Source organism: Neobacillus sp. CF12 (assembly GCF_030348765.1).
Classification (GTDB): Bacteria; Bacillota; Bacilli; order Bacillales; family Cytobacillaceae; genus Neobacillus.
Genome location: NZ_JAUCEU010000007.1, coordinates 4,827,406 through 4,840,424 on the forward strand (window position 1 = coordinate 4,827,406; position 13,019 = coordinate 4,840,424).

Annotated in this window: 13 protein-coding genes; 10 read left to right on the plus strand and 3 right to left on the minus strand. The window is 37.4% G+C overall.

Annotated elements, in window-relative coordinates; all coding sequences use genetic code 11:
• Positions 1-95 precede the first annotated feature (95 nt).
• The 8 genes from QUG14_RS22910 to sufB all read left to right on the plus strand — a co-directional run bounded on the left by QUG14_RS22910 (position 96) and on the right by sufB (position 8,316).
• Positions 96-1,121, plus strand: a complete 1,026-nt coding sequence (locus QUG14_RS22910; RefSeq protein WP_289342760.1) for a methionine ABC transporter ATP-binding protein — start codon at positions 96-98, stop codon at positions 1,119-1,121.
• A complete protein-coding gene (locus tag QUG14_RS22915; protein WP_289342761.1) occupies positions 1,114-1,779 on the plus strand; it encodes a methionine ABC transporter permease in 666 nt (221 codons plus the stop codon). Before QUG14_RS22910 ends, QUG14_RS22915 begins: the two co-directional genes overlap by 8 nt.
• A 16-nt stretch (positions 1,780-1,795) precedes the next feature.
• Positions 1,796-2,632: a MetQ/NlpA family ABC transporter substrate-binding protein gene (locus QUG14_RS22920; protein ID WP_289342762.1), complete on the plus strand. Its 837-nt coding sequence runs from the start codon at positions 1,796-1,798 to the stop codon at positions 2,630-2,632.
• Between the two features lie 458 nt (positions 2,633-3,090).
• Positions 3,091-3,876 carry a Fe-S cluster assembly ATPase SufC gene (gene sufC, locus QUG14_RS22925; protein WP_283862035.1) on the plus strand — a complete coding sequence of 262 codons (786 nt, stop codon included), beginning with the start codon at positions 3,091-3,093 and terminating at the stop codon, positions 3,874-3,876.
• Between the two features lie 22 nt (positions 3,877-3,898).
• Positions 3,899-5,209: a Fe-S cluster assembly protein SufD gene (gene sufD, locus QUG14_RS22930; RefSeq protein ID WP_289342763.1), complete on the plus strand. Its 1,311-nt coding sequence runs from the start codon at positions 3,899-3,901 to the stop codon at positions 5,207-5,209.
• Positions 5,209-6,438, plus strand: coding sequence for a cysteine desulfurase (locus QUG14_RS22935; RefSeq protein ID WP_289342764.1), 1,230 nt, complete (start codon positions 5,209-5,211; stop codon positions 6,436-6,438). The genes sufD and QUG14_RS22935 overlap by 1 nt, the downstream gene beginning before the upstream one ends.
• Positions 6,428-6,868 (plus strand): Fe-S cluster assembly sulfur transfer protein SufU, encoded by a 441-nt coding sequence (sufU, locus tag QUG14_RS22940; RefSeq protein ID WP_095250790.1) that lies wholly within the window; start codon positions 6,428-6,430, stop codon positions 6,866-6,868. The genes QUG14_RS22935 and sufU overlap by 11 nt, the downstream gene beginning before the upstream one ends.
• 50 nt (positions 6,869-6,918) lie before the next feature.
• Positions 6,919-8,316 (plus strand): Fe-S cluster assembly protein SufB, encoded by a 1,398-nt coding sequence (gene sufB / locus QUG14_RS22945; RefSeq protein WP_289342765.1) that lies wholly within the window; start codon positions 6,919-6,921, stop codon positions 8,314-8,316.
• 77 nt (positions 8,317-8,393) lie between these two features.
• Here sufB and QUG14_RS22950 read toward each other — a convergent pair whose 3' ends face one another.
• Together QUG14_RS22950 and QUG14_RS22955 are read right to left on the minus strand one after the other, a co-directional pair.
• Positions 8,394-9,020, minus strand: coding sequence for a site-specific integrase (locus QUG14_RS22950; protein WP_289344215.1), 627 nt, complete (start codon positions 9,018-9,020; stop codon positions 8,394-8,396).
• A 66-nt stretch (positions 9,021-9,086) separates the two neighbouring features.
• Positions 9,087-9,275 carry a hypothetical protein gene (locus QUG14_RS22955; RefSeq protein WP_289342766.1) on the minus strand — a complete coding sequence of 63 codons (189 nt, stop codon included), beginning with the start codon at positions 9,273-9,275 and terminating at the stop codon, positions 9,087-9,089.
• 629 nt (positions 9,276-9,904) lie between these two features.
• Here QUG14_RS22955 and QUG14_RS22960 point away from each other — a divergent pair.
• Positions 9,905-10,135 (plus strand): hypothetical protein, encoded by a 231-nt coding sequence (locus QUG14_RS22960; RefSeq protein ID WP_289342767.1) that lies wholly within the window; start codon positions 9,905-9,907, stop codon positions 10,133-10,135.
• A 270-nt stretch (positions 10,136-10,405) separates the two neighbouring features.
• Complete coding sequence (locus tag QUG14_RS22965; RefSeq protein WP_289342768.1) at positions 10,406-11,527, plus strand: DUF4236 domain-containing protein; 1,122 nt, start codon at positions 10,406-10,408, stop codon at positions 11,525-11,527.
• A gap of 189 nt (positions 11,528-11,716) precedes the next feature.
• Here QUG14_RS22965 and QUG14_RS22970 read toward each other — a convergent pair whose 3' ends face one another.
• Entirely contained in the window at positions 11,717-12,520 is an 804-nt protein-coding gene (locus tag QUG14_RS22970) for an excalibur calcium-binding domain-containing protein (RefSeq protein WP_289342769.1), read from the minus strand.
• Positions 12,521-13,019: the final 499 nt, after the last annotated feature.

Sequence of the window (13,019 nt, forward strand, 5' to 3'; positions counted from 1 at the left end):
TTTCTTGGAAACAGTCAAACCCTATATTTAAGCACTATGATTTTAGTAGGAATTTTTGTAATTCATATTTAATTGGATAAAAAGTAGGTGATGGAATGATTTCTATAAAAGATGTAGGTAAAGTTTTTCCTTCTAAACAGGGTCAATTGAAGGCAGTTGATGATGTTAATTTAGAAATAAAAGAAGGAGAAATTTTTGGTGTAATCGGATATAGTGGTGCCGGAAAAAGTACCTTAATTCGAATGCTGAATGGTCTTGAGCTCCCAACGGAAGGGTCTGTTACCGTAGCTGGCCGGGTTATTTCAAAAATTAGGGGCAGTGAACTCAGGAAAGCACGCCAAGAAATTAGTATGATTTTTCAGCATTTTAACTTGCTTTGGTCAAGGACAGTTAGTGAGAATATCGCGTTTCCTTTAGAAATTGCTGGGGTTAATGGACCAGAAAGGAAAAAACGAGTCAATGAACTAATCAAATTAGTAGGTCTTGAAGGAAGAGAAAATGCCTATCCATCACAGCTCAGCGGCGGTCAAAAACAGCGTGTTGGAATTGCCAGAGCACTCGCAAATAATCCCAAAGTGCTGCTTTGTGATGAAGCGACTTCTGCACTAGATCCACAGACTACTGATTCCATTTTGGATTTGTTAGTCGATATCAATAAACGACTTGGCTTAACCATTGTGTTGATTACACATGAAATGCATGTGATTCGTAAAATTTGTCATCGGGTAGCTGTTATGGAAAGTGGCAGAATCGTAGAGTTGGGTCAGGTGCTAGATGTGTTTAAAAACCCTCAGCAGCCAATCACCAGACGATTTGTTCAGCAGGTAACAGAACCGGAAGAAACGAAAGAAACGATCGAACATTTACTCGAACGTTATCCGTATGGAAAGGTGGTTCAGCTCTCGTTTGTCGGAGAGGCAGCCGAACAGCCATTGATTACCACTCTAATCAGGGATTTTGACGTTGTCGTAAACATTCTGCAAGGGAAAATTTCACACACTCAAAACGGGTCCTACGGTACTTTATTTATACACTTAGATGGTAAGGCAGACGTTATTCAGAAAGCCATTAATTATATCCACTCTCAACAAGTCGGTGTGGAGGTGATTAGTAATGGCTAGCTTTTTCGAAATGGTAAAGTGGGATCAGTTATGGGAGGCAACACTTGAAACCCTTTATATGACTTCCATTTCAGTTTTTACTACATTCATCTTAGGAATAGTTCTTGGTTTGCTGCTATTTCTTACAGATAAGAGTAATTTATGGGAAAACAGGTCGGTAAATGTTATTATTGCCGCCTTTGTAAATATTTTCAGATCCATCCCCTTTATTATCTTAATTGTTTTATTAATTCCTTTTACAAAATTATTGGTTGGAACCATGCTTGGTGCAAATGCAGCGCTGCCTGCCTTAATTATTGGCGCAGCCCCTTTTTACGCCAGAATGGTGGAAATTGCTCTTAGGGAAATCGATAAAGGTGTTATTGAAGCATCACAATCAATGGGAGCAACACATGGTCATATTATTTTTAAAGTATTAATACCGGAATCTTTGCCAGCATTAATTTCAGGACTTACGGTTACAGCTATTTCATTAGTAAGTTTTACAGCAATGGCTGGGGTAATTGGAGCAGGGGGACTTGGTCATTTTGCTTACCTTGAAGGTTTTCAGCGCAATAGACCTATTGTTACCTTAGTTGCAACGATTGCCATTTTAATTTTGGTTTTTATCATCCAATTTATTGGAGATTATTTTACAAAAAAAACAGATAAACGATAACAGGAGGAGTAAGATTATGAAAAAAGCATTTAGTTTAATTATCATTGCGTTAGTAGCATTTGCCCTTGCAGCTTGCGGTGGTGCAAAGGACGATACTGCAGATAATGCAGGAGAAGAAGGAAACAAAAAATTAGTGGTCGGTGCATCTGCTGTGCCACATGCGGAAGTGTTAGAAGCAGCAAAACCATTATTAGAGGAAAAAGGCATTGATCTAGAAGTTCAAGTTTTTCAAGATTATATCCTGCCAAACGTAGCTTTAAGGGATAAAGAACTTGACGCAAACTATTTTCAAACACCAGGTTATTTAGAATTGCAAATGGAAGAAAATAAGGACTTCGATTTTGTAAGTGTAGGCGGCGTTCATAAGGAACCAATCGGAATTTATTCTAAGGAATACAAAAGCTTAAATGACCTTCCAAAAGGTGCGAAAATTATTATGAGTGATTCACTAAGCGACCATGGACGTATTTTACCTATTTTTGAAAAAGAAGGATTAATTAAGCTTAAAGAAGGCGTTGGAGCGAATGCAAGAGTAGAGGATATTATTGATAATCCTAAGGACCTTGATTTCTCAACTCTAATTGAGGCAAAACTATTAGCTTCTTCTTTCGAGAGCGGTGAAGGTGATGCAGTCGTAATTAATACGAACTATGCATTAGAAGGCGGAATTGACATTGGGAAGTATGGAATTGCATTTGAAGGCGATGACGTAGTACCAGCAAACCTTGTTGTCGTTCGCTCTGAGGACAAAGACCGTGAAGAGATTAAAACACTTGTAGAGGTTCTTCAATCAGAAGAAATAAAAAAATTCCTTCAAGAAAAGTACCAAGGTGCTGTTATTCCAGGAGAATAAACACTTAATGGAATATTAAAAAGTTACTATTTAATAGGAAGAAATCAGAAAGCCGGTGGATGTTGATTCACTGGTTTTCTTTTTTATCCATAACGGTAATATACATGAATCCGATTGGATAGGTAAAAATAGGTAACAAATAATAATGCGGAAGTCTTGGCAAAATAGAGATAAATACGTTATGATTTTATTCGTATGTGAATACATAAAGCGGTCACAAGACTAAAAATTCCGAATTATTATATTAATAATACTTCCTGTCTTGAGTTTCATTCTCATTTGGTCTGTCTTCAGTGAAAATAAAATTACTTTTCGTTTTCAAAAAAGTTAATACTGTTTATGAGTTGCTAACAGATACTATTTGTTATAAGATTGTAATGAGAATAAAGTGAGAATAAGTTTTGGGGCCAAAGTTTAAAGGCTACAAGATACAAAATTATCTTTGCGGAGGTATATATATGGCTGGATCAACATTAACGATCAAAGATTTACATGTAGAAATTGATGGAAAAGAAATTTTAAAAGGTGTAAACCTTGAAATAAAAGGTGGAGAAATTCACGCAATCATGGGACCAAATGGTACCGGTAAATCAACTTTATCTTCTGCTATCATGGGACATCCAAAATATGAAGTAACAAGTGGTTCGATCATGTTAGATGATGAAAATGTACTTGAAATGGAAGTAGACGAACGCGCACGTGCGGGTCTATTCTTAGCGATGCAATATCCAAGTGAAATTAACGGTGTAACAAATGCCGATTTCCTGCGTTCGGCCCTTAATAGCCGCTTAGGTGAAGGAAATGAGATTTCTTTAATGAAATTCATCCGTAAAATGGATAAGCAAATGGAATTCCTTGAAATGGATCTTGATATGGCACAGCGTTACCTTAACGAAGGATTCTCCGGCGGAGAGAAAAAACGTAATGAGATCCTACAATTGATGATGCTTGAGCCTAAAATCGCTATTTTAGATGAAATTGACTCAGGTTTAGATATTGATGCTTTAAAGGTTGTTTCAAAAGGAATCAATCAAATGCGCGGAGAAGATTTTGGCTGTTTAATTATTACCCACTATCAACGACTTTTAAATTATATCACTCCTGACCATGTGCATGTAATGATGCAGGGACGCATTGTGAAATCTGGTGGACCGGAACTTGCACAACGCTTAGAAGCAGAAGGATATGACTGGATCAAGCAAGAGCTCGGAATTGAAGATGAAACAGTTGGGCAAGAAGCGTAAGAGTTAGGTTAGGAGGATAATCATGACAACAGAAACGAATTTATCATTTGATAAAGATATTGTTCGTTCTTTTTCAAAAGAATTGAACGAGCCTGCGTGGATGGAAGAATTTCGTCTTAAAGCATTGGAATTGAGCGAAACCCTTCCAATGCCAAGACCTGATAAAACAAAAATTGATAAGTGGAATTTCACTCAATTTGATGCTCAACCCGTAAAAAGTGATAGCTTCGCATCACTTGCTGAACTTCCTGAAGAAGTTAAAGCATTAGTTGGCGATGAGTCTACAGCTAAAAATTTATACATTCAACGTAATCATACACCTGCATACATTTCTTTATCAGAGGAATTAAAAGGGCAAGGGGTTATTTTTACAGATATCTTTACAGCCATTCGTGAACATAGCGAACTTGTGCAAAAGTATTATTTGACTGAAGCGGTTAAAACCGATGAACACCGTCTAATCGCCTTGCATGCAGCACTTGTTAATGGCGGAGCATTCCTATACATTCCTAAAAATGTGGAGGTTAAAGAGCCTATTCATTCTATTTACTTACATGATCAAGCTGAGGCAAACCTTGTTAACCATGTAATCGTTGTAGCGGATGATAATAGTTCTGTTACGTATGTTGAAAACTATTTATCAACTATGGAATCTGCAAATAGTGTATTTAATATCGTGACTGAGGTAATTGCAAAGGCTGGTTCTAGAGTTCAGTATGGTGCAGTTGATACACTAGCAAATGGTGTAACCACTTACGTAAATCGTCGTGGATCCGCTGGAAGAGATGCTCGGATTGAATGGGCACTTGGATTGATGAACGAAGGAAATACCATTTCGGAAAATACAACTAACCTTGTTGGTGATGGTGCCTATGGTGATACTAAAACAGTCGTGGTTGGACGTGGCGAACAAACACAAAACTTTACGACGAAAGTTGTTCACTTTGGTAAAAACACTGAAGGTTATATTTTAAAACATGGTGTTATGAAGGACAGTGCTTCTTCTATTTTTAATGGAATTGGCCATATTCTGCATGGTGCATCAAAATCGAATGCGGAACAGGAATCACGTGTACTTATGCTCAGTGAGAAAGCACGTGGGGATGCGAACCCGATTCTACTTATCGATGAGGACGATGTAACGGCTGGTCACGCTGCATCCGTTGGACGTGTAGATCCTGTACAACTTTACTATTTAATGAGCCGTGGAATTCCGAAAAAAGAAGCAGAACGTCTGGTTATTCATGGGTTCCTTGCACCGGTTGTTAACCAGCTTCCGATTGAAGGAGTTAAGAAGCAGTTAACTGCCGTGATTGAAAGGAAAGTACGATAATGAATGTCCTAGATATTCGTCGTCAATTCCCTATTTTAGATCAAGAAGTAAATGGAAAGCCACTTGTCTATCTTGATAGTTCAGCAACATCGCAAAAACCGATCCAAGTCATTGAGACGATGGAAAGATATTATAAAGAAATAAATTCCAATGTTCATCGTGGTGTTCATACGCTCGGAACACGTGCAACAGATGCCTACGAAGGGGCAAGGGAAAAGGTTCGTAAATTTATTAATGCAAAATCAACTCAGGAAGTTATTTTTACCAGGGGTACGACAACAGCATTAAATACGGTTGCCGCAAGTTATGCGGCAGATAATTTAAATGCTGGTGATGAGATTGTCATTACGTATATGGAGCACCATAGTAACATTATTCCTTGGCAGCAGGTTGCGAGACGTACGGGAGCCGTGCTAAAGTACATTCCACTTCAAGAAGATGGAACCCTCTCATTGGATGATGTTCGGGCAACGGTTACGGCCAATACCCGTGTTGTTTCTGTTATGCAGGTTTCTAATGTACTTGGTGTCATTAATCCTATTAAAGAAATTGCAAAAATTGCTCATGAGAATGGTGCGATTATGGTAGTCGATGGGGCACAAAGTGCTCCCCATATGAAAATAGATGTTCAAGATTTAGATTGCGACTTCTTAGCTTTTTCTGGACATAAGATGTGTGCTCCTACTGGTATCGGAGTGTTATATGGGAAAAAGCATTTGTTAGAAAAAATGGAACCAATTGAGTTTGGCGGAGAAATGATTGATTTTGTTCATTTACAAGAATCAACATGGAAAGAGCTTCCTTGGAAGTTTGAAGCCGGAACACCGATTATTGCAGGTGCCATTGGACTTGGTGCTGCCATAGATTTTTTAAACGAGATTGGCTTAGATAATATTGCAGAACATGAGCATAAGCTTGCAGCCTACGCATTAGAAAAAATGTCTTCTGTACCTGGAATGACGATTTATGGACCATTAGACGCAGCAAAACGTGCAGGTCTTGTTACTTTTAATATTAGCGATGTACACCCACATGATGTTGCAACTGTACTCGACGCAGAAGGAATAGCAGTCCGTGCAGGACATCATTGTGCACAACCGTTAATGAAATGGTTGAAGGCGTCAGCAACTGCTCGTGCAAGCTTTTATTTATACAACACAGAAGACGATATTGATAAGCTTGTTGAAGGACTTGTTAAAACAAAGGAGTATTTCAGCGATGTCTTCTAATAATTTAGATAATTTATACCGTCGGGTAATTATGGATCATTATAAAAATCCACGCAATCGCGGGATACTAGAAGATGGCAGTCATACAATTAATATGAACAACCCTACTTGCGGAGATCGAATTCAATTAACCTTTAAGGTTGAGGATGGGGTCGTAATCGACGCAAGATTTGAGGGAGAAGGCTGTTCCATTTCAATGTCATCTGCTTCAATGATGACCCAAGCAATTAAAGGGAAAAAGGTAGAGGAAGCAATCAAGCTTTCGAAGATTTTTTCCGATATTATGCAAGGGAAAGAGTATGATGACGATATCGATTTAGGTGATATTGAAGCACTTCAGGGTGTCGCTAAATTTCCAGCACGAATTAAATGTGCCACATTAGCCTGGAAGGCAATGGAAAAAGGATTAGGGGAAGAGGAACAACAATAAAACGTAAGTGGTGTTCTTAACCCTTTCGTTTAAGAAGGAGGAACAGGTCGATGGCGAAAAAAATGCCAGAAATCGGTGATTATAAATATGGTTTTGCCGATAAGGATGTTTCCATATTTCGTTCAAAGCGTGGTTTAACGAGTGATATTGTTATTGAAATTTCAAAACTAAAGAATGAACCACAATGGATGCTTGATTTTCGTTTGAAGTCTTTAGAGCATTTTTATAAAATGCCAATGCCTCAGTGGGGCGGAGATTTAGGCTCATTGAATTTTGACGAAATCACTTATTATGTAAAACCATCTGAGAAATCGGAAAAATCATGGGATGAAGTCCCAGAAGAAATTAAAGCAACATTTGACAAACTAGGGATTCCTGAAGCAGAGCAAAAGTATCTTGCTGGTGTATCTGCTCAATACGAATCTGAGGTTGTTTACCATAATATGAAGGTAGAACTTGAAGATTTGGGGATTGTTTTTAAAGATACTGATTCTGCTCTTAGAGAGAATGAGGATATCTTCCGTGAGCATTTTGGCAAAACGATTCCACCGACAGATAACAAGTTTGCTGCACTAAATTCCGCCGTTTGGTCAGGTGGCTCATTTATTTATGTTCCAAAAGGTGTGAAAGTAGATACTCCATTACAGGCGTATTTCCGAATTAACTCTGAAAATATGGGGCAATTTGAGCGTACATTGATCATTGTAGATGAAGGCGCACATGTTCATTACGTTGAAGGCTGTACAGCACCTGTTTATACTACTAACTCACTTCACAGTGCAGTTGTAGAGATTGTTATTAAAAAAGATGCCTATTGCCGTTACACAACGATTCAAAACTGGGCAAACAATGTATTCAACCTTGTTACAAAGCGTGCAGTTTGTGAAGCAAATGCAACGATGGAATGGATTGATGGTAACATCGGTTCTAAACTAACGATGAAATACCCAGCTGTAATTTTAAAAGGTGAAGGCGCACGTGGTATGACATTATCCATTGCGATTGCTGGTAAAGGTCAACACCAGGATGCAGGAGCAAAAATGATTCACTTAGCTCCAAATACATCTTCCACCATCGTATCAAAGTCAATCTCTAAGCATGGCGGTAAAGTAACGTACCGTGGTGTCGTTCACTTTGGACGTAAAGCTGATGGCGCACGTGCTAATATCGAATGTGATACGTTGATTATGGATAATCAATCAACTTCTGATACGATTCCATACAACGAAATCCTAAACGACAATATTTCACTTGAGCACGAAGCAAAAGTTTCTAAAGTTTCTGAAGAGCAGCTCTTCTACCTAATGAGCCGCGGGATTTCAGAACAAGAAGCTACTGAAATGATCGTTATGGGCTTCATCGAGCCATTTACAAAAGAATTACCAATGGAATATGCAGTCGAAATGAACCGTCTCATTAAGTTCGAGATGGAAGGTTCTATTGGATAACAAATAAAAAACCTTTATATATCAAGGGTTTGAGGGATTAATATAAATTGTGGAATTTTCGGCGTGCCGATTTGATCTTATCTTTTAGTGTAGGAGGCGAACTTTTGAAGTTCGTCTTCTTCTATTTTTTCAGCGATATCAAGATATGTTTCAGCTGTCGTTTTAATTGTTTTATGTCCAAGACGATTGGAAACATATTTTAGACTTGCACCGGATTCAAGAAGCAGAACAGCGTGTGTATGTCTAAAAACATGTGTGCCTTTATATTCTACACCGGATTTTTTGCAGTAATCTTGGATAGTTTCACGAATGATGGAAGGTGTTAAATAATGTCCGTTATAATTTTGAAATATAATGCCATCTTCATTTTTGCGAAATCTTGGATTCCCTAAAATCAATTGATTTTGCTTCAGTTTAAATTTTATTAATTCACGTAATAAATCTTGGTCAATTTTAATTGTTCGGTAGGAAGCAGCATTTTTTAATGTTGATAATTTTACTTTGTTATTATCATCACGGCTGGTTTGTTTATCTATGGTTATTTTATCACCAACAATATCTTCCCATCTTAAAGCCAAAGCTTCGGATATCCTTAAACCGGTTTTGCTTAAAAAGTACATAAGCATGTAATAAAGTTGATAATCAGGAAAACGTTGATGTTCATTTGCTTTCATAAAATCCAATAACTTGTTTAATTCTTCCAGGCTAGTTTGTACTACCTAACCATTACCACATAACACATACTACTTAACACATACCACTTAACCTCTCTAAATTTCTTGTACAACCTCAATAAAATTTTTAAGTGTTCTTTTTGTTGAAGGTGATTTACCGGGCAATTTGGTAATGGAAAAAAATTCATTAATTTGCTCTTTTATATACTGATCACCATATTCATCATTAAGCACAGCCAATTGTTTGATTTGTTCATTTGAGGGGCTAGGAACATTACTATACATGCTTTTATACTTTTTAATGAAATAATCCAGCACCTTAGAGGGATTCAAAAAAAATTTGGGGACGGTGTTATGGCTAAAGATCTTCTTCCTTCGTTGCCTGTTTCTTTTTTTTGATTAAGGAAAATGTATCCGATTTGAAAATGAAATGGGAGAATGTAAAAAAAGCCCACTTTTTACCTATACGAATATCACTAAAATAAAATTCACCGAATTTCTAGTTGGGTTATATCAAGGATGGGAATCACTTTGGAACAGTGTAAAAGAAATTGTTAAGAAAGCGGATTTATCTATAGAAGACGTTGAGTTCCTTGATAGCGACGAATTTATTGAACGCGTATTTCAAGATTACTGAGAATAACAACATAGACAAAAATATAGAAGTGAAAATAGGGGCCTGCTTTGCAGCTCCTATTTATTTTGTTATTAATTCTGGTAAAATTAGTATAGGAACATTTATGTTAATGAACAAGCCTAATATTAATTACAATTAATTAAAAGATAAAACGTTTATGGATATTTACATCAAAACATGAAATAAAGCAGCTATTTTCATGGTCGGATACTGGGACGATGAAAGATGTTACCAGTATTTGTGTTAAAACTGGCTTCGTGTTAAGGGGGTTATTCTTTTGGCGGAAAAATATAATTGGGGTGTTATAGGAAGGACATTTATCGAGGCTGGTCACCGCAGTAAAGTCTCGTTAAAGGTAATCAGCCAAATGTTTGATGTGCCATATCAATCTGTACGAAGAAGAGCGGCTGCGGAAAAGTGGCATAATCGGCGGTTGTATTTGTGGTATGAAGAGAAGGTAATATCAGTAGTAAATACGGTTAGGAATTTTTTATATAAGCTTTTGTAGCAGGCATCCTATCTATGTGAAGTATGGAGAGAGAAAAACAACTGTTTCATGTATTTAATAAAAGTGTTTTAAGTAATGGAGGGGAGTACAGTCATGATGATTGTATTTCTCTCTATTTTTTTAGTAATAATTATTGCTGCTAAAGTCCTATACCATGATACAATTATAGTTGGAAAATTAATGTAAGAGAGTAAAGGGAAATTGAATCGGCTAAAACAAAAAATTAGTCCTTTAGATACCTGATGGGCTTTGGAGTAAGGAGGAAACTATATGGGTTTTGGGTTTAGAAAAAGTTTTAAAATAGCTCCTGGAGTTCGTTTAAACGTAAGTAGTCGAGGGGTTGGGGCAAGTGTAGGAGTCAAAGGATTAAGGCATTCTGTGAACTCAAGAGGTCAAAGTAGGACTACGGTTTCTTTGCCTGGAACTGGTCTTTCCTATACTTCCACTTCCGGTGGGAGAAGCGGTAATAGAGGGAATAGGAACTATCGAACAGCTTCCTATCAGCGACAAGCGGAATTGAATCGATTGCAAAAAGAAAGAGAAAAGTTACAAGAACTGCAACGAAATCAATTAGAAGTCGAGTTGTATGAAAATAGACTAAATATGATTAAGTCGATTCATAAAGAGTGTGATGATTTTGTTGATTGGCTGGACATTAAAAATACAGAACCTCCATTCTTAAAAGGGCACCCTGGACCTTTAGAACAACAAGCCTTACAGGAACTTCAAAATTATAGACCTGGTTTTATGGCAAAGGTCTTTAATCAAGAAGAAAAGCGTATAGAGGAGCTCAGAAATAAGGTCTTAAAAGCCCGTAAGAAAGACGAGGATGAATATCAAGAATGGAGTGAATTGACAGAAATAGCAACGAAGATATTGAATGGGGATTTGGAAACGTATTTTGAAGTAATAAAGGATTTCGCTCCCCTAGATGATCTAAGTGATTTTGGAAGTGGGTTTGAGTTTTTCCTTGAAGAACCCCATACTATGGAAGTGAAATTTGATGTACAAACCCAAAATGTAGTTCCTTCAGAAATGAAAACTCTAACCAGTACAGGAAAAGTATCCGTCAAAAATATGCCTATCTCCAAATATTACGATATTCAACAGGATTACGTCTGCAGTTGTGTACTTAGAATAGCAAGAGATATGTTAGCTTTATTGCCGTTAGATACTATTATCATCCACGCTTTGGATTCCCAATTAAATACGTCTACTGGGAATCATGAAAAAATAGTAGTATTATCGGTGAAAATTGATAGGTATACGCTTAACCAATTAAATTTTGATACTATTGATTGCTCAGATTCAATGGTTAATTTTGAACATAAAATGAATTTTCGTAAAACCAAGGGTTTCGCTCCGGTAGAAAAGATACAAATATATTCTTAAAACATAACAAGCCATTATTTTAGGTATACAAAAAAACTCTTATATAATGGAATGTGTGTAAAAACTTAAAGAAGACGATTTTTAAGATTAGTGTTAATTTGAAAGTTTTTATTGGTCTTTGAATTACCATATTGCTAAGTTTAAAGAAGAACGAAAAAGAAGGCGCATAATATGCTCCTTCTTTCTTTATCAGTTTGTTTCACACGCATAACCGTCTTTATCCCGATCCATTTTAGATGTATAAGCAGGATGATTGGAAGGAACTCCGTTCGGATACACTGTCCTCAGGTCGGTGCAGTTGGCAAACGATGTCTGTGCTGCAGTTGAGGTTGCTTGCTGCTGTTGCTGGGCTTGCGCCTGTGCTTCCGCTGCTGCCTTGGCTTCCGCTTCCGCTCTAGCTTTAGCCTCTGCTTCTGCTGCTGCTTTGGCTTCCGCTTCCGCTTTAGCTTTAGCCTCTGCTTCTGCTGCTGCTTTGGCTTCCGCTTCCGCCTTAGCTTTAGCCTCTGCTGCTGCTTTGGCTTCTGCTTCTGCTTCTGCTTCTGCTTTAGCCTTAGCCTCTGCTTCATCCTTTGCTTTCGCTTCTGCCTCTTGTTTCGCCTTTTCCTCCTTTTTCTTTGCTTCATCCTCCGATTTTATTTTTGTTTCCGAAGCCTGAATATTGGTTTCTTTCTTGTCATTCGGAAGCATTGCTGCACTACCTAACCAGATGACCATTGCCCCTAACATGAGAAGGAATCTTTTTTTTGCTTGTCCGTTTCTTTTGAATAGTGCCAGAATTCCAGTAATGAGAAAAAAAATAAAAGCTAAAAATCCAAGGGCAAACAAGACCATTATAAACGAGTTACCAGAAGCAAATAGCCAAATGATGAGCCCGATTACCATCCACAAGAAATTCATTTTTGCTTTCGGATTTTTTCTTCTGAGTCCGTTGATTCCGGATAAGAGAAAATATGCCGCGATGACAAATCCAACCCAGCTAAAATATGTTGCCAAGTAAAACTCCCCCTATTTGTATGTAAGTGCAATCAATTCCCTATTATTATATAGGAAATTTGTAAGTGTTGGGAGATTTTTTCATTTTTTCATATCTATTCCCATTTTTTGTTTAGGAGCCAGAAATCTCTATTCGGTGGTTTTAATTCCTATTGTAATGTCATAGGTTCGCTTGTTAAACGGGATCATGGTCCCAACCAGCCTGAAACATGTTTATACAAGTAGGGGATGAACAGTTTAGTTGACGGAATCGAGTCCCACGGGTGCGACGTTTTACGCCGATTACCGTAATAATAAAACCATAAACAAAAAGGTTAACCAGAAAAATCTGGCTAACCTTATATTACGAACTGGTGCTTTAGTTTAACAAAGAAAATACTAAAAGTCGGTTCCTTTACAGGAATTCTACTCTTATATATTGAATTTACTAAGCGTTGTAAATCCGCATTTTCCTGACGCTACCCCTATATAGGGATAAATCTTTCTTCATGTTTAAAAA